The sequence below is a fragment of the Stenotrophomonas sp. NY11291 genome (assembly GCF_023277365.1).
GTDB classification, from domain to species: Bacteria; Pseudomonadota; Gammaproteobacteria; order Xanthomonadales; family Xanthomonadaceae; genus Stenotrophomonas; species Stenotrophomonas geniculata.
In genome coordinates this window covers 1,409,371-1,429,216 of the sequence record NZ_CP096975.1, presented here as the reverse complement: position 1 = coordinate 1,429,216, position 19,846 = coordinate 1,409,371, and the positions used below count along the sequence as shown (strand labels likewise).

Sequence of the window (19,846 nt, the reverse complement as noted above, 5' to 3'; positions counted from 1 at the left end):
CTCCGCCATGCCTCCCGTCCCGCCCCGACCCGACGACAACGTGACCCCTCCGCCGCCGACCGACGCGGCACCTGCGCCCACGCCCGTTGAGCCGGCGGTCGCGCCGAAGTACCTCAAGCCCAGCGCGCGCAGCGTAGTGGTGATGGTGGTGGTCGCCCTGCTGGGCATTGCGCTGATCCTGCGCGCCTGGCACCTGTGGCCATTCACCAGCAGCGTGATGGTGACCGACAACGCCTATGTACGCGGGCAGATCACGGTGATGGCGCCGCAGGTGAACGGCTACGTGACCGAAGTGCTGGTGAAGGACTTCCAGCACGTGAAGCAGGGCGAGCCGCTGCTGCGCATCGATGACCGCATCTACGCGCAGCGCGTCGCCCAGGCGCAGGCGACGCTGGACAGCGCACGCGCGGCGTTGGCCAACTCGGACCAGTCGCAGGCGCAGAACCGTGCGCAGATCGCCTCCGCACACGCCACGTTATCGGCCGGCCAGGCGGAGCTGCAACGCTCACGCAACGAGCTGAAGCGCTACGAGGAGCTGGCCGCGCAGCAACTGGTGTCAGTCAACGACCGCGACAAGTTCCGCACCACCCAGGCGTCGGCACAGGCCAGCGTCCAGCAGTCACAGGCGCAGATCCGCATTGCCGAGGAAACCCTGGTATCGACCCAGGTGGCGCGCAAGAGCCTGGAGGCGCAGGTGGAGAGCGCGCAGGCGCAACTGGAACTGGCCCGCATCGATCTGGCCAACACGGTGATCCACGCACCGCGCGACGGCCAGATCAGCGAGGCCAGCGTGCGCGTGGGCCAGTACGTCGTTGCCGGTTCGCAGCTGCTGTTCCTGGTACCTGACACGTTGTGGGTGGTGGCCAACTACAAGGAAGGCCAGACCTGGGGCATGGCGATCGGCCAGCCGGCCACGTTCTCGGTGGACGCGTTCCAGGGGCAGGTGCTGCGGGGCCGCGTGCAGGAGATCGCGCCGGCTACCGGCTCGGAATTCAGCGTGCTGCGCCCGGACAATGCCAGCGGCAACTTCACCAAGGTGGTGCAGCGGCTGCCGGTACGGATTTCGATCAACGAGGGCCAGAAGCTGGCGGCACAACTGCGGCCCGGCATGTCGGTGATCGTGCGGGTGGATACCGCAAGCAAGCCGATGGACTAGCGTTTGTCATGAAACGGGGGTCAGATCCCTTTTGCCAAGGCAAAAGGGATCTGACCCCAGGACCCATTGCTCAGCCCGCGCAGCGCGCGCAGAGGCCGTGCACTTCCAGAGTCTGCGCCTGCGGCTGGAAACCCAGCTCCTTGGCGCGCTTCTCCAGCTGGGTGACGATTTCGCGGTCTTCCAGCTCCACCGCGCTGTGGCAGCTGTTGCAGATCAGGAACGGCACCGAATGCGCGGCGCTGCTGGGATGGTGGCAGGCCACGAAGGCATTGACCGACTCCAGCTTGTGCACGAAGCCATTGGCCATCAGGAAATCCAGCGCGCGGTACACGGTGGGCGGGGCATCAGCGCCCACGCCCTTGCCGTTGCGCACCCATTCCAGCAGCTCGTAGGCCTTGACGGGCTTGCCGGCCTCGGCGATCAGCTTCAGCACATTGGCGCGGATCGGGGTCAGGCGCAGCCCGCGTTCGCGCGAGACGCGCTCGACCACCGCCACAAAATCCGATGCATCGTGGACGTGGTGGTGCGGGGCCGTACAGGCAGTGGCGGTCTTGGCGGGCATGCGTGTTCTCCGGTTCGGGCCTGGCAAGGATGCCTCAGGCCGTTGCTACCTTGGTGATGGCCACATCAATGCGTTTCAAGGCCTGCTCGCGGCCGGCCAGGTACACGGTATGGGAAATGTCAGGGCTGACCTGGGTGCCGGTGATGGCCACGCGCAGCGGCTGGGCGACCTTGCCCATGCCGATCTCCAGCGCGGCGGCGACGTCGTGCAGGGCCACGCCCACCGACTCGGCGGTCCATTCCGGCAGGGCTGCCAGCAGCTCGCGGGCCTTGCCCAGCGCCACCTCGGCACCGGCCTTGAAGTGCTTGGCCACCGCCGCTTCGTCGTACTCGGTCAGCGGCTGGTACCAGATCACGGCCTTTTCGGCCATTTCCTTCAGGGTCTGCACGCGCTCACGCAGGGCGATCACCACGTCCTCCGGGGCCGGGCCGGCGGCCACGTCCAGGCCCAGCTTCTGCAGCTGGTAGACCAGGTGCGGCACGAGGGCGGCCACGTCCTCGGTCTTCAGGAAGTGCTGGTTGACCCAGCCCAGCTTGGCCATGTCCAGGCGCGAGGCCTTGGAATTGCAGTCCTTCACGTCGAACAGGTCGATCAGTTCCTGGCGGCTGAACAGCTCCTGGTCACCGTGCGACCAGCCCAGCCGGGCCAGGTAGCTCAGCAGCGCATCGGGCAGGTAGCCGGCGTCCTTGTACTGCATCACGTCGGCCGCGCCGGTGCGCTTGGACAGCTTGGCCCCCTGCTCGTCCAGGATCATCGGCATGTGGCCGAACTTCGGCACCTGCGCACCGATGCCTTCGTACAGGTTGATCTGGCGCGGGGTGTTGTTGATGTGGTCGTCACCGCGGATGACCTCGGTGATGCCCATGTCCCAGTCGTCCACCACCACCGCGAAGTTGTAGGTGGGGTAGCCGTCCGGACGGAAGATGACCATGTCATCCAGCTCGCTGTTGGCGATCTCGATGCGGCCCTTGATCAGGTCGTCGAACACCACCGTACCTTCCAGCGGGTTCTTGAAGCGGATGACGCGGTTCGGGTCGTCCCTGTACGGCAGGCCCAGTTCGCGTGCAGCGCCGTTGTAACGCGGCTTTTCCTGCCTGGCCATGGCGGCCTCGCGCATCGCATCCAGCTCTTCGCGGGTTTCGTAGGCGTAGTACGCCTTGCCGTCGGCGATCAGCTGCTCGGCCACTTCCTGGTAACGGGCGACGCGGTCGGTCTGGTAGATCGGGCCCTCGTCGTAGTCCAGGCCCAGCCACTCCATCGCCTCCAGGATGGCGTCGATCGCGCCCTGGGTGCTGCGTTCACGATCGGTGTCCTCGATGCGCAGCACGAACTCGCCGCCACGGTGGCGGGCCTCCAGCCAGCAGTACAGCGCAGTGCGGGCACCACCGATGTGCAGGTAGCCGGTGGGACTGGGGGCGAAGCGGGTGCGGCAGGTCATGGACGGCTCGAGGAACGGGAATCCCCCGATTTTACCACCAGCCCCGGAAAGGCAAGGAGGGGCGGACGCATCCCGCCCCTCCCGCCAGGTTTTTCAGGGCTGCGGTTCAGCCTTGCGCGGGAACGACTGCTCGCGCATCGCCGCGTTGTAGGCGAACGAGGCGACGATGGCGGCGGCCTGTTTCAGGTCTTCCGGCTCGGCGTGGTCCCAGGTATCCAGGTGGCTGTGGTGGACGTTGGTGAAGTAGTCCAGCCGGTCCTGGATGAACTGGAAGCCCGGAAGGCCGATGCGGTCGAAGCTGATGTGGTCGGTACTGCCGGTGTTGCGGGTGGCCACGGTGGTGGCGCCCACGTCATGGAACGGCGCCAGCCAGGCTTCGAAGATCGGCATCGCCGCCAGGTTTTCCTGCGCGTAGATGCCCCGGAAGCGGCCCGAGCCGTTGTCCATGTTGAAGTAGACCTGGAACTTGCTGTAGTCGCGGGTCTTCTGCAATGCACCGGTCGGCTCGCGCAGCGAGGCCGGCAGCGCCTTCTGGGCCGGGTCGGTGGGTTCCGGGAAACGACCGAAGTGCTTGGCCACATAGGCCTGCGAGCCGATCAGGCCCTGCTCCTCACCGCTCCACAACGCCACGCGGATGGTGCGCTTCGGCTTGGCGCCGGTGGCCTTGAGGATGCGCATCGCCTCCATCATCACCGCCACGCCGGCCGCGTTGTCAGCCGCGCCGGTGCCGCTGTGCCAGGAATCCAGGTGAGCGCCGATCATCACCACTTCGTCGGGCCTGCTGCTGCCGCGGATCTCGGCCAGCGTGTTGTAGCCGGGCTGGTCAGCCTCGTCGGTGAAGCGCGCGGCTACATCCACGCGCAGGCGTACCGGCTGCTTGGCATCCAGCGCGCGCACCAGCGGATTGAAGTGCTCGGCGATCATCGCCAGTTCCGGGATGCCCACCGATTCGCCGGCCTTGCGCGAACCGCCGCCGGCGACGCGGATGATACCGTTGTCCCAGCTGCTGATGCTGATCGAGGCCAGCGCGCCCTCTTCGACGAAGAAGGCGTTGACCTTGGCGGCCAGCTCCTGGCGTTCCTTGTATTCCTTCACCCGCTTGGCCCGCTCGGCGGCGACGTCCTTGGGCAGGGTGAATTCCTGCAGGCCCTCCAGCGAGGTGGCGTCATGCCGGTGCGAGTCCGGCTCGGTGCCGCGCTTGTACTCGCGCGCCTCGCCCAGCAGCAGGATCTTGCCGCGCAGCTTGCCGCGATACTTTTCGATGTCCTCGGGCTTCTTGATCTCCACGTGCACCAGCTCGCCCTCAACCGGTCCCTTGGTGCCTGGCGTCCAGGCCTTGGGCAGCGCATGCAGCGGCTGCACGCGGTCACCCAGCATTTCCACGCTGGCCGAGGTGAACTCCCAGCCACGGCCGAAGTCATCGAAGGCTTCGTCGTGCACGTTGTCCAGCTTCCATTCGCTGAACTTGCCGCGGGTCCACGCGTTGGCGCGGCCCATCGCCGGCGAATTGGTCAGGCGCGGGCCGATGCGTTCGGTGAGGTAGCTGAAGGTATCCATCACCTGCGAACGGTGGAAGGCCTCCTGGCGGATGCGGCTGACCATGTCCAGGTCCACCGACTCGCGCTGCTGCGCCATTGCATTGCCACCCATCGCCAGCGCTACGGCCAGCACGCCCCACTTCAACACATCGCACCCCTGCCCTTCGGCTCGATCATCAACCCATCGAGTCTAGCCAGCAGGGGCGCGCCGATACCGTCCCATCGGTCATGGGCAGGAGCATGCGAACCAAGGTTCGCACCCACAGGTGACCGGTCAGCTCGCACCCACCAGAGGGCTGGGTTCCCGCCAGTAGATCCACGCCATGCGTGGATGAACAACCCGATCACCCACTCCACCCCAACCACAACTGCGCCCGCTCCGGCAGCAACAACAACCAATGCCGCCGATCGATGCTGCTGCAGCCATACACCGACGCGTGTGCCGGCCAGTCATCCGGCAGGCCGCCGATGCCGATCTCGGCCAGCGCCTCCGCCCCGGCCTTCCATGGCCGGTAGCGCGGCACCCGGCCGGCCACCGCGCCGCGTCCCTGCCGCGCGTCCTGCAGCCAGCGCAGTCCCTGCCCCTGCAATCCCTCGCAGGTCACCGCAGCCAGCTGGAAGCGGACCAGGCCGGGGGCGATCCGTGCCCCCGGCAGGGCCGCCAGCACGCCATGTGCCTGCAGCAGTGCATCCACTTCCAGCAGGGCCGGAATGCCCTGCCGTGCCCGTTGCCGCAATCCCTGGCGCCAGCCCATGACGTACTCCTTACTTCAGTTCCGCGCCAAGCGCGTACCAGTCGACCCGGCGCGTCACCCACATCGCCAGCGCCAGGATCACGAACAGCAGCAGCGAACCCATCAGCAGCGCGTTGTTCTCCGACACCAGCAGGCCATACAGCGCGCCGTACAGCACGGTCAGCAGCGCAGCGAAGCCGAGACCGCGCTTCCAATGGCCCAGCACGTTGGCCAGGTACACCGCCTGCAGGCCGATACAGGCCACCGCCGATACCAGGTAGGCCTTCCAGAACGCGATGTGCTCGGACAGGCTGATCAGCAACAGGAAGAAGATCGCCAACGCCAGGCCCACCATCAGGTACTGCAGCGGGTGGATGCGCAGCGACTTGATCAGTTCGAACAGGATGAAGCCGACGAAGGTGAGCAGCACGAACAGCACGCCGTACTTCGAGGCGCGATCGGCCTGGGTGTAAGCATCGACTGGATCGACCAGCGATACCGTCACCGCCTGCGAATCGACCGAACCGTCATTGCGCAGCTGTCGCTGTGCGTCGGAGGCCAGCGAGGACACGGCCCAGCGCGCATCGAAACCCTGTGCATCAACGCGTCGCTCATTGGGCAGGAACGCCCCGCTGAACGACGGGTGCGGCCAGCTCGAACGCAGCGCGATATGCGTATCGTCGCCTACCGGCACCACCGACAGCATGCGGCTGCCGTCCAGGCGCAGCTCCAGTTCAACGGTGCTGGCAGCCAGCGTGCCGCCCTGATCCGCAGCGAAACCGGCCACCGGTGCATGCAGGCCTCGCCCTACTTCGCTGGCCGCGCCCACGCCGGGCAGCAGCCGCAGCTGCTTGCCATCCACGCGCAGATTCGGCGTACCGACCAGGCCACGCACATCGGAAATGCCCACGGCTACATACGGCTGGCCGTAACTGCGGCCGGCCTTCACCGGATAGTCGTCTTCGGCGAACGTCGCCTTCATCTGGCCGTTCCAGCTGTAGACCGGCACCTTGAACAGCCCGACCTCACGCTGGCTCGGCAGCATCTCACCGCCCACCTCCAGCGACGCCGGCATCTGCAACCAGTGCCCCTCGGTGACCTGCACCTCGGTCTTCTTGACGCCCAGCGGATCGACCAGTTCAACCTGCTTGCGCTCCACCCACGGCACCACCCGCACCGGCCCGACCAGCTGCTGCGCACCGGCGCGGCTGTCGGCCACCCGCGCGAAGGCCTCATCGCGGTACGCACTGCGTTCGTTGATGACCCCGCGGATCATCGTCAGCGGGATCAGCAGCAGCAGGATCAGCCCGCCGACAATGGCGAACCGCAGCAGCATCTTCAGGGATTTCATGGTCCATCCTCGTTGGAGAGGACTGCAGGATGGACCGCTGCAGTGAGCAGGGTTTGTGGCGAATTTGAAGCGAGTGTGAAGTCAGCGGCGCGGGCGCTGGCCCGGTGTACCCAGCGGCAACCACAGGCTGGCTACGGTACCGCCGCCGTCGCGTGCATCGACACTGGCGCGCCCATCGTGCAGGCGCGCGACTTCCCGCACGAACGGCAGGCCCAGGCCGGAACTGCGCCGCCCGCTGCCGGGGCGCGCCAGCGAATAGAAGCGTTCGAACACCCGCTCACGTGCGTAGTCGGGAATGCCGGCGCCACGGTCGGCCACCTGCAGGCGCACGCCCTGCCCGTCCACCTCGGCCTGCAGCGCGATCTCCGCGCCAGCCGGCGAGAAGGCAATCGCGTTGTCGATCAGGTTGTGCAGTGCCTGCCGCAGCAGGTAGCCGTCGCCCTGCACCTGCAGGTCGGGCACGCTGCCGATGCGGACCTGCACGCCTGCCGCCTGTGCGCGCACCTGCGCGGCAGCGGCCGCATCGGCCAGCAATGCCGGCAGCGCGATCCGGTCGCGGGTCTGCAGCCAGCCGTGCTGTTCCACTTCAGCCAGTGCCAGCAGCTTGTCGATGGTCTCGGTCAGCCGCTCCTGCTGGTCGACAATGCTGCGCGCGAAATGCACGCGATCGGCTTCGGGCAGCGGCTCCTGCAGCAGCTCGGCGGCACCGCGGATGGCCGCCAGCGGGCTCTTCATCTCATGCGTCAGCGACTGCACGTACTGCTCGACGTAGGCCTTGCCTTCCAGCTTGCGGCGCATTGTTTCCAGCGCCTGGCCGAGATCGCCGATCTCGTCGCGGCGGCGGCGCGGCGGCGGCACCGGTTCGCCGGCGCTGACCGCACGCGCATAGCGGCTGAGCTGGCCCAGGCCGGTGGTCAGCCACATCGTCACCAGCACACCGACCAGCGCCGACAAGCCGATCAGCCAGGCCCCGCGCTCGATGATAGCGCGCTGGCTGGCGGCGATGAACGGATCGATGCTGCGGTTGGGCTGCGCCAGGCTGAGCACGCCGATGAGGGTGCGCCCATCGGCCGGGTCATATACGGGCGCCGCCACATGCATCACCGTGTCGCCCTCTTCGCCGGCAATCTCGGGACTGGAACGCGCGCCGTACTCACCTCGCAGGGTGCGATAGACATCATTCCAGCGCGAGTTGTCGCGCCCCAGGTCGCGGCCCAGCGAGTCGTAGATGACGATGCCCTTGGCATCGGTGATGGTCACCCGGTAATCCAGCGAGCGCTTCGGGAAGCGCCAGACCATCGCCTTCAGGTCGCGCTGGCGTGCCTTGGCGAGGTTGCGGGTGAAGCTGCCGCTGCGGATGGTGCCGGCCTTGACGTCGGCGGCGGCCATTTCGGCCAGCACGTTGGCCGCATCGACCAGGGTCGATTCCATCGCCTGGCGCACACCGGGCTTCACTTCGTTGACGAACACGCGCATCACGAAGAACGCCGCGATGCCGGTGATCAGGAAGAAGCCCAGGAACAGCTTCAGTACCAGGCGCATCGGCTAGACCTCCAGCGCGTAGCCAAGGCCACGGTGGGTACGGATCGGGTCGTCGCTGGCACCGGCCGCGCGCAGCTTGGCGCGCAGCGTCTTTACATGCGTATCAACGGTGCGGTCGGCGCTGTCGGCGCTGCTGTCCCAGCCACGGTCCATCAGCTGGGCACGGCTGAGGATGGCGCCCGGGCGCAGCAGCAGCGCTTCCAGCAGCGCGTACTCGTAGCGGGTCAGGTCCAGTGCCTGGCCACGGAAGCGGATGCGCCGGCCTTCGCGGTCGATGGCAAAGGCGCCATGTTCCTGCCAGCCCGCATCGGCGCCGGGTGCTGCCACGACCGGTGCCGAGCGGCGCAGGCGCGCACGCACCCGTGCCACCAGCTCGCGCGGCGAGAACGGCTTGGTCATGTAGTCGTCGGCGCCCAGCTCCAGGCCGAGCACCCGGTCCACTTCGTCGTTGCGGGCGGTCAGGAAGATCACCGGCAGCTGCGCCGACGGCCCGGGCTGCGCGCGCAGTCGCCTGCAGACCTCGAAGCCGCCCAGGTCGGGCAGGCCCACGTCCAGCACCACCACGTCGATATCCCCGGCCTGCAGCCGTTGCAGGGCCTCGCCGCCCAGCAGGCAGTGGCTGGCGGCATAGCCCTCGCTGCGCAGCGCATAGAGCACGGTTTCGGCGATGGCGGCTTCGTCCTCGACCACCAGGACATGGGCAACAGGAGCTGTCATGGCGCGCAGCATAGCCGCTGCGGCCGCCGCCCCGTACACTGCCGCCCATGAACTATCGCCACGCCTTCCATGCCGGCAACCATGCCGACGTGCTCAAACACATCGTGCAGCTGGCCCTGATCGACAGCTTCAAGCGCAAGGACAGCCCGTTCTTCGTGCTCGACACCCACGGCGGTGCCGGCCGCTACCTGCTGGCCAGCGAAGAGAGCCGCAAGACCCTGGAGGCCGAATCCGGAATCATGCGGCTGATGGCCCAGCCCAAGCTGCCGGAGGTGGTCGAGCGCTACCTGAAGGCGGTACAGGCCGACAACCCGGTCGGCGCGCTGACCAATTATCCAGGTTCGCCGCTGCTGAGCGCACAGGCGATGCGTGCGCAGGACCGCATGGCGGTCTGTGAGCTGCAGGAAGCCGAAACGGCCACGTTGAAGGCCCTGTTCGCCCATGACAGCCGCGTCGATGTGCGCTCTGGCGATGGCTATGCACTGCTGCGCTCGCTGCTGCCGCCGAAGTTCAACGGCAGCAAGATCGGCCGTGGCCTGGTCCTGATCGACCCGCCCTACGAAGCCCAGGATGCCGAGTACCAGGCGGTGCTGGCCGCCCTGGCCGAAACCCTGGCGCGCTGGCCGCAGGCCACGTGTGCCGTCTGGTTCCCGATCAAGCAGCGCCGCACCATCCTGCATTTCCTGCGCAAGGCCACCGCCCTGCCGGTGAAATCGGCGATGACGATCGAGTTCCTGGTGCGCCCGGACGACTCGCCGCTGCGCCTCAACGGCAGTGGCATGCTGCTGCTCAACCCGCCTTGGCAGTTCGACCGGGTGGTCGGCCCGGCCCTGCCGGCGCTGCGCCAGCACCTGGGCGAACCGGGGGCCAGCACCCGCCTGGATTGGCTCAAAGCACCCGAATAACGGCCTTCACGAGGCTGTACCGCCGTGAGCCTTCCGTTCACGGAATGCAGCCCCGGTGATGCCACAATCGATGGACCACCAAGGAATCACCCGGTATGGCCACTCGCAACCGCATGCCGCCCTGGCATGAGATCTTCAAGGCTCCCAGCGGCCACGAGCTGCTGATCCGCCCCATCCGCCCGGAAGATGGCGCACCGCTGCAAGCGGCGTTCAGCCTGTTCGGACCGGAAGAAATCCGTGATCGTTTCCTGCAGGCGGTGACTGAGCTGTCGCCGGAAACCACCCAGCGCCTGACCCACCCGAATCCCAAGACCGAGATCACCCTGGTCGCTGCCGAATCCCTGCCTGCTGGCGAAGCAGTGGTCGGTGCGGTCGCCCGGGCCTCGATCATCCCCGGTACCCGTGAAGCCGAGTACGCGATCCTGATCAGCCGCTTCCTGATCGGCCAGGGCCTGGGCCGGCAGCTGATGCGCAAGCTGGTGAAGTGGGGCCGCGGCAAGTACCTGGACCGCCTGTACGGCGACGTTGCCGCCGAGAACGAGCCGATGAAGCAGCTGGCCGCCTCGCTGGGCTTCAAGCCGGTGCCGCACCCGACCGGTGCCGAAGGCCTGGTGCGGATGGTGCTGGAGCTGGACAACTGAAGGTAGCGCCGGGCCATGCCCGGCGACGTTGATTCAACCGCTGCGCTCGCCGGGCTTGGCCCGGCGCTACACCCGCTCACGTCACGATCATGGGCCCGGCAGGGGCTTCTGCTAAAATCCGGGGTCCATGTCGCGTACCTCATACCCCGCCCCGCCGCTGCCGCGTGCCGGCCAGCTCCGCGCCTGGTGGCGCGCCCCCGCCTCGCCGACCGCCCTGGCCTGGTACCTGGCCCAGGCCGCGCGCGCGCACGACGCGCCGCTGCTGGTGATCGCCCGTGACAACCACGGTGCCAACCAGCTCGAAGCCGACCTGCAGACCCTGCTCGGCGGCGACCCGGCCCTGCCGGTGGTCGCCTTCCCGGACTGGGAAACCCTGCCCTACGACCGCTTCAGCCCGCATCCGGACATCATTTCGCAGCGCTTGTCCGCCCTGCACCGCCTGCCCGCGCTGAAGCGCGGCCTGGTGATCGTGCCGGTGCAGACCCTGCTGCAGCAGCTGGCCCCGCGCAGCTATGTGATCGGTGGCAGCTTCGACCTGAAGGTCAGCCAGCGCCTGGATCTGGAGGCCGAGAAGCGCCGCCTGGAAAGCGCCGGCTACCGCAACGTGCCGCAGGTGATGGACCCGGGTGATTTCGCCGTGCGCGGCGGCCTGCTGGACGTATTCCCGATGGGTGCCGACGAGCCGTTGCGCGTCGAACTGCTGGACGAGGACATCGATTCGATCCGCGCCTTCGACCCGGAAAGCCAGCGTTCGCTGGACAAGGTCGAGTCCGTGCACATGCTGCCCGGCCGCGAAGTACCGATGGACGAGGCCAGCATCGCCCGCGTGCTGGCCACGCTGCGCGAGCGCTTCGATGTCGATACCCGGCGCAGCGCGCTGTACCAGGATCTGAAGTCCGGGCTGGCTCCGGCCGGCGTCGAGTACTACTTGCCGCTGTTCTTCGAGCGCACCGCAACCCTGTTCGACTACCTGCCCGACGGCAGCCTGCCGGTGGTCTGCGCCGGTGCCGGCGAAGCCGCCGAGGCGTTCTGGGCGCAGACCGGTGAGCGCTACGAACAGCGCCGCCACGACGTCGAACGGCCGCTGCTGCCGCCGTCGGCGTTGTACCTGTCGCCGGAACTGCTGCGCGAGCGCCTGAACGATGCCCCGCGCATCGAGGTGTGGTCGGCTGACCACGCGCGCATCGCCGATGCCCATGCGCTGGGTGACCAGCCGCTGCCGCCGCTGCCGGTGGCCGCGCGCGAGGCCCCCGCTGGCGACGCGCTGAAGTCCTTCCTCGGCCACTATCCGGGCCGGGTACTGATTGCCGCCGATTCGCCCGGGCGTCGCGAGGCCCTGCTGGAAGTGCTGCAGGCCGCCGAGCTGAAGCCGCCGGTGGTGGCCGACCTGCCCGCGTTCCTCGCCGACGATGCGCGCTTCGCGATCGCCGTGGCGCCGCTGGAGGATGGCTTCGCGCTGGACGACCCGCGCATCGCGGTGCTGACCGAGCGCCAGCTGTTCCCCGATCGCGCCGGCAGCACCCGCCGCACGCGCCGTGCCGGCCGCGAGCCGGAAGCGATCATCCGCGACCTCGGCGAACTGACCGAGGGCGCACCGATCGTGCATGAGGACCATGGCGTCGGCCGCTACCGGGGCCTGATCGCGATGGAGGTCGGCGGCATGCCCGGCGAATTCCTCGAAATCGAATATGCCAAGGGCGACCGCCTGTACGTGCCGGTCGCCCAGCTGCACCTGATCAGCCGCTACTCGGGCGCCTCGGCGGAAACCGCGCCGCTGCATTCGCTGGGTGGCGAGCAGTGGAGCAAGGCCAAGCGCAAGGCCGCCGAGAAGGTGCGCGACGTCGCTGCCGAGCTGCTGGAGATCCAGGCCCGCCGCCAGGCGCGTGCGGGTTTGGCACTGCAGGTGGACCGCGCGATGTACGAACCGTTCGCGGCCGGCTTCCCGTTCGAGGAAACCCCGGACCAGTTGGCCGCGATTGATGCCACCCTGCGCGACCTGGCCAGCAGCCAGCCGATGGACCGCGTGGTCTGCGGCGACGTCGGCTTCGGCAAGACCGAGGTCGCCGTGCGCGCGGCGTTCGCCGCCGCCAGTGCCGGCAAGCAGGTGGCCGTACTGGTGCCGACCACGCTGCTGGCCGAGCAGCACTACCGCAACTTCCGCGACCGTTTCGCCGATTACCCGCTGAAGGTCGAAGTGCTGTCGCGCTTCAAGAGCACCAAGGAGATCAAGGCCGAGCTGGAAAAGGTCGCCGCCGGCACCATCGACGTGATCGTCGGTACCCATCGCCTGCTGCAGCCGGACGTGAAGTTCAAGGACCTGGGCATGGTCATCGTCGACGAGGAACAGCGTTTTGGCGTACGCCAGAAGGAAGCGCTGAAGGCGCTGCGCGCCAACGTGCACCTGCTGACCCTGACCGCCACCCCGATTCCGCGCACGCTCAACATGGCCATGGCCGGCCTGCGCGACCTGTCGATCATCGCCACGCCGCCGCCGAACCGGCTGGCGGTGCAGACCTTCATCACCCAGTGGGACAACGCGCTGCTGCGTGAGGCCTTCCAGCGGGAGCTCGCGCGCGGTGGCCAGCTGTACTTCCTGCACAACGACGTGGAAAGCATCGGCCGCATGCAGCGCGAGCTGTCCGAGCTGGTGCCGGAGGCGCGCATCGGCATCGCCCATGGGCAGATGCCGGAGCGCGAGCTGGAAAAGGTGATGCTGGATTTCCAGAAGCAGCGCTTCAACGTGCTGCTGTCGACCACGATCATCGAATCGGGCATCGACATTCCCAACGCCAACACCATCATCATCAACCGTGCCGACCGCTTCGGCCTGGCCCAGCTGCACCAGCTGCGCGGCCGCGTCGGTCGTTCGCACCATCGCGCCTACGCGTACCTGGTGGCGCCGGACCGCCGATCGATCACCCCGGATGCGGAGAAGCGCCTGGAAGCGATCGCGTCGATGGACGAACTGGGCGCCGGCTTCACCCTGGCCACGCACGATCTGGAGATCCGCGGTGCCGGTGAACTGCTCGGCGAGGACCAGAGCGGACAGATGGCCGAGGTCGGCTTCAGCCTGTACACCGAACTGCTGGAGCGCGCGGTGCGCAGCATCAAGCAGGGCAAGCTGCCCGACCTGGATGCCGGCGAGGAAGTGCGCGGCGCCGAAGTCGAGCTGCATGTGCCGGCGCTGATTCCGGAAGATTACCTGCCGGACGTGCACACCCGCCTGACCCTGTACAAGCGCATTTCCAGCGCGCGCGAAAGTGATGCGCTGCGCGAACTGCAGGTGGAGATGATCGACCGCTTCGGCCTGCTGCCGGATGCGGCCAAGCACCTGTTCGCCATCGCCGAGCTGAAGCTGAAAGCCAACACGCTGGGCATCCGCAAGCTGGACCTGGGCGAGAACGGTGGCCGCATCGTGTTCGAGTCCAAGCCGAACATCGATCCAATGGCGGTGATCCAGCTGATCCAGAAACAACCGAACCTCTACGCCATGGAAGGGCCCGACAAGCTGCGCATCAAGCACCCGCTGCCGTTGCCGGAAGACCGCTTCAATGCGGCCCGCGCCCTTCTGACCACCCTCGCCCCGGGTTGATCGCCCCCCCGAACACCCCGCACCGGCCCCCCCCGGTGCGGGCGGATGACCATGTTCCCTGACGCCGTACCCGCCCCCGACCTGCTGCACGCGCAGGCCTGCCTGATCGATGCCCTCTCGATGTCGCTGCAGATGCGCGACGCCTACACCCGCCACCACTGCGACCGCGTTGGCCTGCTCGCGCAGCGCCTGGCCACGCACTGCGATCTCGACGACGATGCCTGTGCGCAGATCGGCCTGGCCGCGCGCTTCCACGACGTCGGCAAGATCGGCATTCCCGACGATGTGCTCCTGGCACCGCGCCGGCATACCGATGAGGAGCGCGCGATCATGCGCGAGCATCCGGTACGCGGCGAACACATCTTCCTGGCCACCGGCCGCAGCGACGCCGCACCGGTCGCACGACTGATCCGCGCCCATCACGAGGCGTTTGATGGCAGCGGCTACCCCGACGGCCTGCGTGGCGAGAGCATTCCGCTGGGCTCACGTATCGTCACCGTTGTCGATGCCTACGATGCAATGACCAGCGTGCGCCCCTATCGCGATGCGATGGAGCATGAAACCGCATTGCGGATCATCGAAGCGCAGTCCGGCGGGCTGGTGGATCCCTACGTGCTGCAGCGCTTCCATCGCATGCTGGCGCGGGAGCCCGAGCTGGCCTGAGATGCCCACCAGGCATGGCCCGGCACTACCGGCCGCGCAAAACAAAAGGCCCGGCATTCGCCGGGCCTTTCGCATCATGCATCACGGATGATCGATTACCAGATCACCACGCGCTTGTCGTCGGCACGCACCATCGCATCACCAGCCTTGCACTGGAATGCAGCGGCATAGGACGGCATGTTCGACGGCGCACCGTTGGCACGGAAGTTGGCCGGCGCATGCGGGTCGGTGTTCAGGCGGACGCGCAGCTCACCATCGGTGAAGTTGCGGCGCCACACGGTGGCCCAGTTCATGAAGAAGCGCTGGTCCTGGCTGTGGCCATCAACCTCGACATTCGCCTTCGGATCTTCCTTCAGCGCCATCTGCAGCGCGTCGTAGGCCACGGTCAGGCCGCCCAGGTCGCCGATGTTTTCGCCCAGGGTCAGCTTGCCCTTCACGAACACGCCCGGCACCGATTCATAGCCGTCGAACTGCGCGACCAGCTGGTCGGTACGCTCGGTGAAGGCCTTGCGGTCGGCGTCGGTCCACCAGTTGTCGAAATTGCCGTTGGCGGCGAACTGGCTGCCCGAGTCATCGTAGCCGTGCATCATTTCGTGGCCGATGACCGCACCGATGCCGCCGTAGTTCAGCGCCGGATCGGCCTTGGCGTCGAAGAACGGTGCCTGCAGGATCGCCGCCGGGAACACGATCTCGTTCTTGGTGGCGTTGTAGTACGCGTTGACGGTCTGCGGGGTCATGCCCCACTCGGTCTTGTCCACCGGCTTGCCGATCTTGTCCAGCATGTAGCGGTAGTTGAACGCACGCGCCGCCTGCATGTTGCCCAGGTAGCTGTCCCCGTTGGTCTGCAGGCCTGCCCAGTCACGCCACTTGTCCGGGTAGCCGATCTTCGGGGTGAAGCTGGCCCACTTCTCCAGTGCCTTCTTCCTGGTTTCTTCGCCCATCCACGGCAGCTGCTCCAGGCGCGCCTTCAGTGCCTGCGACAGGTTTTCCACCAGATGCTGCATGGCGACCTTCGACTCGGCCGGGAACACGGCGTCGACGTACAGCTGGCCCAGCGCTTCACCCATGCCGCCGTTGACCGACTCCAGCACGCGCTTCCAGCGCGGCTGCATTTCCTTCTGGCCACGCAGGGTGGTGCCGTAGAAATCGAAGTTGGCCTTCTCGAACTGGCTGCTCAGGTACGGCGAGGCATCGTCGATGGTGTGGAAGCGCAGGTAGGCCTGCCAGGTGCTGGCCGGCACATCGGCGAGCATCTTGTCCATTTCACCGAAGAAGGCCGGCTGCGCCAGCGAGAACTTCTGTGCGGCCGGCACCTTCAGGGTGTCGAACAGCGCGGTCCAGCTGAAGTTCGGGGTCAGCTTGTCGGCATCTGCGGCGCTGAGCGGGTTGTAGCGCTTGGCCGGGTCACGCATTTCGATGCGCGACATCGAGGCCTTGGCCAGGCGGGTTTCGAAGGCCATCACGGCCTTGGCCTGCTCGGCGGCCTGCGCCGCGTCCACACCGGACAGGGTCAGCACCTGTGCGATGTAGGCCACGTAGGCGTCGCGGATCTTGGCCTGCGCGTCGTCGAAGTAGTAGCCCTTCTCAGGCAGGCCCAGGCCGCCCTGGCCGACGTAGGCGATGACGTTGGCCGAATCCTTGTAGTCGGCATTGGCGAACAGCGAGAACAGCACGCCCTTGCCCTCGGCCTGGCTGTCGCGCAGGTACTGGGTGATGGCAGCGGTGTCGTTCAGTGCAGTGATCTTGTCCAGCTGCGGCTGCAGCGGCGCCAGGCCGGCGGCTTCGATCTTGGCTTCGTCGTTGCCGGTCTTCCAGATATCACCGATCTTGGCTTCCACCGAACCGGCCTTGGCCTGGCTGGCGGCGGCCTGCTGGACCAGCGCGTGCTGCACTTCCAGCGAACGCTCGCGCAGGATCTCGAAGCTGCCCCAGGTGGTCTGATCGCCCGGCACCGGGTTGGCCTTCAGCCACTTGCTGTTGACGAAGCCATTGAGGTCGGTACAGGCCGAGATCGACGGGTCCAGATCGGCGCTGTTGAGCGAGATCAGCGGCGTCTTGATCTGCGACTGGTCGAAGGCCGGCTTGGCGTCGGCACTGGCCGCCGGTGCGGCTTCATTCTTGCCACAGGCCGCCAGCGAGGCAGCAATGGCGATGGTCAGGCCCAGCGGGACCAGGTTGCGGACGTTCATGTGGCTCTCCTGCGGGTAATTTCACAGGGTAGCCGGGTACGCCCACGACAGGGACCGGCCAAAGGTCACAGGGGCGAGCTTCCTGTAGAGTCGAGCCATGCTCGACTGCGGTTGGCCTCCCGCAGGGGTCATGAACCCGCAACGGAGAGCAGTCGAGCATGGCTCGACTCTACAAAAAGCGAAGGCCGGCTTGCGCCGGCCTTCTGCTTCTTTATTTCGCCTTGCCCTGGTTGGCCACGGCCTCAGCAGCCTTGCGTGCCGCTTCCGGGTCGCCCAGATAGCGGAATGACTGCACCGTCAGATCATCATTCAGTTCGAACAGCAGCGGGATGCCGGTCGGGATGTTCAGCTCGAGGATTTCCTCGCGCGAGACATTGTTGAGGTACTTGTACAGCGCGCGCAGCGAGTTGCCGTGGGCGGTGACCAGCACGGTCTTGCCGTCCTTCAGCTGCGGCGCGATGGCGTCATGCCAGTACGGCAGCACGCGGTCCAGGGTCGTGGCCAGCGATTCGGTGCCCGGCAGCGCGTTGCGGTCCAGGCCGGCGTAGCGGCGGTCGTGGATCGGGTGGCCCGGATCTTCCAGGTCCATGGCCGGCGGCGGGATGTCGTACGAGCGACGCCACACCTTGACCTGGTCTTCGCCGTGCTTGGCAGCGGTCTCTGCCTTGTCCAGGCCCTGCAGGCCGCCGTAGTGGCGCTCGTTGAGCCGCCAGGACTTGTTCACCGGCAGCCAGTCCTGCTCCAGCTCGGCCAGCGCACCCTGCAGGGTGTGGATGGCGCGCTTGAGCACGGAAGTGTGGGCGACGTCGAACTGCAGGCCTTCCTCGCGCATCAGGCGACCGGCGGCAGCCGCTTCCCGGCGCCCCTGCTCGGTCAGGTCGACATCGACCCAGCCGGTGAAGCGGTTGTCCAGGTTCCACTGGCTCTGGCCATGGCGCAACAGTACGAGTTTACGGGTCACTGCAGGGTCTCCAACGCGAGGAAAGGCAGGCCGCCATTGTAGCCCCGGGCGCCACTCACCGGGCCGTGGCGCCGCGCATGCGATGCTGCGGCCAATGAATACGGTGATCGACCCCGGACGCTGGGAAGGCAGCGTCGCCACTGCCCGCGCGCAGCAGATCCAGCTGGCCGGCCGCGTGGAGCGCCAGGACCGCTTGCCCCGCGACATGCGCTGGCTGGCCGGGCTGGATGTCGGCTTTGAAGACAACGGCGCCATCACCCGCGCCGCGGCGGTGCTGCTGGATGCGAAGACGCTGCAGCCCGTGGCGCAGGAGATCGCGCGGATTCCTACGGTGATGCCCTACATCCCCGGCCTGCTCAGTTTCCGCGAGCTGCCGGCGCTGCTGGCGGCACTGGCGCTGCTGCCGCAGGCGCCGGATCTGGTGTTCGTCGATGGCCACGGCATCAGCCATCCGCGCCGGCTGGGCGTGGCCGCGCATCTGGGCGTGGTCACCGACCTGCCGAGCATCGGCGTGGCCAAGTCGAAGCTGGTGGGCCGGTTCGTCGAGCCGGGCGCCGAGGCCGGTGCACATACGCCGCTGCTGGAGGGCGATGAACAACTGGGCTGGGTGCTGCGCAGCAAGGTGCGCTGCAAGCCGCTGTTCGTGGCCGGCGGCCATCGGGTCAGTGCCGATACCGCGCTGGCCTGGGTGCAGCGCACCCTGCGCGGTTACCGGCTGCCGGAGCCGACCCGGCTGGCGGATCGGCTCGCCTCGCGACGGGACGAATAGCTGCGCCGGGCATCTCCCGGCACGCGCGTCATCTTCGATCAGCGATGCACGTGACCGCGATGGCCCTGCGCGTCCTCGCCGTGGTCATGGCCCTCATGGCCCTCGTGCTCGCCGCCCTTGGCCGGCACCGGCTCACCACAGGCTTCGCCGCAGTGGTCCGCTTCGATCTGCAGTGTCACGTGCTCGATGCCGAAGTCATCGTGCAGGCGCCCGCCCAGTGCACGGCGCAGCGCATCGGCATCGGTGCCGTCGCGCATCACGATGTGCGCGGTCAGCGCCGGCGTGCTGGAAGCAAGCGCCCACACATGCAGGTCATGCACGTCCAGCACCGCAGCGTGACCGGACAGGCTGTCACGCACCCTGGCCACGTCCATGCCCTTGGGCACGCCTTCCAGCAGCACGTTGATCGCCTCACGCATCAACACATAGGTGCGCGGCAGCACCCACAGGCCGATCAGCACCGCCAGGATGGGATCGATCGGCTTCCAGCCAGTCCACTTGATCAACAACGCGCCGGCGATCACCGCCACCGAGCCAAGCATGTCCGCCCACACTTCCAGGTAGGCGCCCTTCACGTTGAGGCTCTCGCCGCTGCCGGCCTGCAGCAGACGCATCGAGATCAGGTTGATGACCAGGCCCGCTGCGGCAATCACCAGCATGCCCGACGAGGCAATCTCCTGCGGCTCGCGGAAACGCCCAATGGCCTCCCACAGGATGTAGCCAGCGACCACGAACAGCATCGCACCGTTGATCATCGCGCCCAGCGCTTCCAGGCGCGCATAGCCGTAGGTGCGGCGCGCGTCGGGCGGGCGACGGCTCAGCCGTACCGCGACCAGCGCGATCATCAGCGCCAGCGCATCGGTGGCCATGTGCGCCGCGTCGGACAGCAGCGCCAGGCTGTTGGTCCAGAACGCGCCCACCACCTCGACGACGAGGAAGGTGGAGGTCAGGCCGAGCGCCCACCACAAGGGTTTCTCGTGGCGGATCTCGGATGGCAGGTGATCGTGGTCGTGGCCCATGGCAACAGCTCCTTTGCGATGCGGTGCAGGCTACGCCGTGCTGGCGGGGGAGACTATTACGGTGTTTAT

At 67.4% G+C, this 19,846-nt stretch carries 16 protein-coding genes; 6 read left to right on the top strand and 10 right to left on the bottom strand.

Annotated elements, in window-relative coordinates:
• Positions 1-7 precede the first annotated feature (7 nt).
• Entirely contained in the window at positions 8-1,156 is a 1,149-nt protein-coding gene (locus M1L61_RS06670; RefSeq protein ID WP_345779130.1) for an HlyD family secretion protein, read from the top strand.
• 70 nt (positions 1,157-1,226) lie between these two features.
• On the opposite strand, the gene M1L61_RS06665 is transcribed toward M1L61_RS06670, so the two are convergent.
• The 7 genes from M1L61_RS06665 to creB form a co-directional block, all read right to left on the bottom strand.
• Positions 1,227-1,718 carry a Fur family transcriptional regulator gene (locus tag M1L61_RS06665; RefSeq protein WP_004150412.1) on the bottom strand — a complete coding sequence of 164 codons (492 nt, stop codon included), beginning with the start codon at positions 1,716-1,718 and terminating at the stop codon, positions 1,227-1,229.
• Between the two features lie 34 nt (positions 1,719-1,752).
• Positions 1,753-3,156 (bottom strand): glutamate--tRNA ligase, encoded by a 1,404-nt coding sequence (gene gltX / locus M1L61_RS06660; protein ID WP_248854474.1) that lies wholly within the window; start codon positions 3,154-3,156, stop codon positions 1,753-1,755.
• 93 nt (positions 3,157-3,249) lie between these two features.
• Positions 3,250-4,842, bottom strand: coding sequence for a M28 family metallopeptidase (locus M1L61_RS06655; protein WP_248854473.1), 1,593 nt, complete (start codon positions 4,840-4,842; stop codon positions 3,250-3,252).
• A gap of 196 nt (positions 4,843-5,038) precedes the next feature.
• The gene (locus M1L61_RS06650) at positions 5,039-5,449 is read right to left on the bottom strand and encodes a hypothetical protein (protein WP_049482784.1); all 411 of its coding nucleotides are present in this window, start codon (positions 5,447-5,449) and stop codon (positions 5,039-5,041) included.
• A gap of 10 nt (positions 5,450-5,459) precedes the next feature.
• Complete coding sequence (gene creD / locus M1L61_RS06645) at positions 5,460-6,779, bottom strand: cell envelope integrity protein CreD (RefSeq protein ID WP_071305705.1); 1,320 nt, start codon at positions 6,777-6,779, stop codon at positions 5,460-5,462.
• Between the two features lie 81 nt (positions 6,780-6,860).
• Positions 6,861-8,321, bottom strand: a complete 1,461-nt coding sequence (creC, locus tag M1L61_RS06640) for a two-component system sensor histidine kinase CreC (protein WP_019338443.1) — start codon at positions 8,319-8,321, stop codon at positions 6,861-6,863.
• 3 nt (positions 8,322-8,324) lie between these two features.
• A complete protein-coding gene (gene creB, locus M1L61_RS06635; RefSeq protein ID WP_191863873.1) occupies positions 8,325-9,050 on the bottom strand; it encodes a two-component system response regulator CreB in 726 nt (241 codons plus the stop codon).
• A gap of 35 nt (positions 9,051-9,085) precedes the next feature.
• Here creB and rlmJ point away from each other — a divergent pair, with 35 nt between their 5' ends.
• The 4 genes from rlmJ to M1L61_RS06615 all read left to right on the top strand — a co-directional run bounded on the left by rlmJ (position 9,086) and on the right by M1L61_RS06615 (position 14,839).
• Positions 9,086-9,943, top strand: a complete 858-nt coding sequence (rlmJ, locus tag M1L61_RS06630) for a 23S rRNA (adenine(2030)-N(6))-methyltransferase RlmJ (protein ID WP_019338445.1) — start codon at positions 9,086-9,088, stop codon at positions 9,941-9,943.
• Positions 9,944-10,038: 95 nt separating this feature from the next.
• A complete protein-coding gene (locus M1L61_RS06625) occupies positions 10,039-10,584 on the top strand; it encodes a GNAT family N-acetyltransferase (RefSeq protein WP_004150340.1) in 546 nt (181 codons plus the stop codon).
• A gap of 127 nt (positions 10,585-10,711) precedes the next feature.
• The gene (gene mfd / locus M1L61_RS06620) at positions 10,712-14,176 is read left to right on the top strand and encodes a transcription-repair coupling factor (RefSeq protein WP_248854472.1); all 3,465 of its coding nucleotides are present in this window, start codon (positions 10,712-10,714) and stop codon (positions 14,174-14,176) included.
• Positions 14,177-14,221: 45 nt separating this feature from the next.
• Positions 14,222-14,839, top strand: coding sequence for an HD domain-containing phosphohydrolase (locus M1L61_RS06615; RefSeq protein WP_043396591.1), 618 nt, complete (start codon positions 14,222-14,224; stop codon positions 14,837-14,839).
• Between the two features lie 95 nt (positions 14,840-14,934).
• On the opposite strand, the gene M1L61_RS06610 is transcribed toward M1L61_RS06615, so the two are convergent.
• Both M1L61_RS06610 and gpmA read right to left on the bottom strand, forming a co-directional pair.
• Positions 14,935-17,028 carry a M13-type metalloendopeptidase gene (locus M1L61_RS06610; RefSeq protein WP_049455646.1) on the bottom strand — a complete coding sequence of 698 codons (2,094 nt, stop codon included), beginning with the start codon at positions 17,026-17,028 and terminating at the stop codon, positions 14,935-14,937.
• A 211-nt stretch (positions 17,029-17,239) separates the two neighbouring features.
• Positions 17,240-17,989, bottom strand: coding sequence for a 2,3-diphosphoglycerate-dependent phosphoglycerate mutase (gene gpmA / locus M1L61_RS06605; RefSeq protein ID WP_019337589.1), 750 nt, complete (start codon positions 17,987-17,989; stop codon positions 17,240-17,242).
• Positions 17,990-18,083: 94 nt separating this feature from the next.
• Here gpmA and nfi point away from each other — a divergent pair, with 94 nt between their 5' ends.
• Positions 18,084-18,758, top strand: coding sequence for a deoxyribonuclease V (nfi, locus tag M1L61_RS06600; protein WP_010483161.1), 675 nt, complete (start codon positions 18,084-18,086; stop codon positions 18,756-18,758).
• A gap of 38 nt (positions 18,759-18,796) precedes the next feature.
• On the opposite strand, the gene M1L61_RS06595 is transcribed toward nfi, so the two are convergent.
• Positions 18,797-19,777, bottom strand: a complete 981-nt coding sequence (locus M1L61_RS06595; protein WP_043396598.1) for a cation diffusion facilitator family transporter — start codon at positions 19,775-19,777, stop codon at positions 18,797-18,799.
• Between the last annotated feature and the right edge of the window lie 69 nt (positions 19,778-19,846).

Bases quoted from the DNA above. Each gene is read 5' to 3' on its own strand.
- M1L61_RS06670 (WP_345779130.1), top strand. From the start codon at position 8: ATGCCTCCCGTCCCGCCCCGACCCGACGACAACGTGACCCCTCCGCCG.
- M1L61_RS06665 (WP_004150412.1), bottom strand. From the start codon at position 1,718: ATGCCCGCCAAGACCGCCACTGCCTGTACGGCCCCGCACCACCACGTC.
- gltX (WP_248854474.1), bottom strand. From the start codon at position 3,156: ATGACCTGCCGCACCCGCTTCGCCCCCAGTCCCACCGGCTACCTGCAC.
- M1L61_RS06650 (WP_049482784.1), bottom strand. From the start codon at position 5,449: ATGGGCTGGCGCCAGGGATTGCGGCAACGGGCACGGCAGGGCATTCCG.
- creD (WP_071305705.1), bottom strand. From the start codon at position 6,779: ATGAAATCCCTGAAGATGCTGCTGCGGTTCGCCATTGTCGGCGGGCTG.
- creC (WP_019338443.1), bottom strand. From the start codon at position 8,321: ATGCGCCTGGTACTGAAGCTGTTCCTGGGCTTCTTCCTGATCACCGGC.
- creB (WP_191863873.1), bottom strand. From the start codon at position 9,050: ATGCTGCGCGCCATGACAGCTCCTGTTGCCCATGTCCTGGTGGTCGAG.
- rlmJ (WP_019338445.1), top strand. From the start codon at position 9,086: ATGAACTATCGCCACGCCTTCCATGCCGGCAACCATGCCGACGTGCTC.
- M1L61_RS06625 (WP_004150340.1), top strand. From the start codon at position 10,039: ATGGCCACTCGCAACCGCATGCCGCCCTGGCATGAGATCTTCAAGGCT.
- mfd (WP_248854472.1), top strand. From the start codon at position 10,712: ATGTCGCGTACCTCATACCCCGCCCCGCCGCTGCCGCGTGCCGGCCAG.
- M1L61_RS06615 (WP_043396591.1), top strand. From the start codon at position 14,222: ATGACCATGTTCCCTGACGCCGTACCCGCCCCCGACCTGCTGCACGCG.
- M1L61_RS06610 (WP_049455646.1), bottom strand. From the start codon at position 17,028: ATGAACGTCCGCAACCTGGTCCCGCTGGGCCTGACCATCGCCATTGCT.
- nfi (WP_010483161.1), top strand. From the start codon at position 18,084: ATGAATACGGTGATCGACCCCGGACGCTGGGAAGGCAGCGTCGCCACT.
- M1L61_RS06595 (WP_043396598.1), bottom strand. From the start codon at position 19,777: ATGGGCCACGACCACGATCACCTGCCATCCGAGATCCGCCACGAGAAA.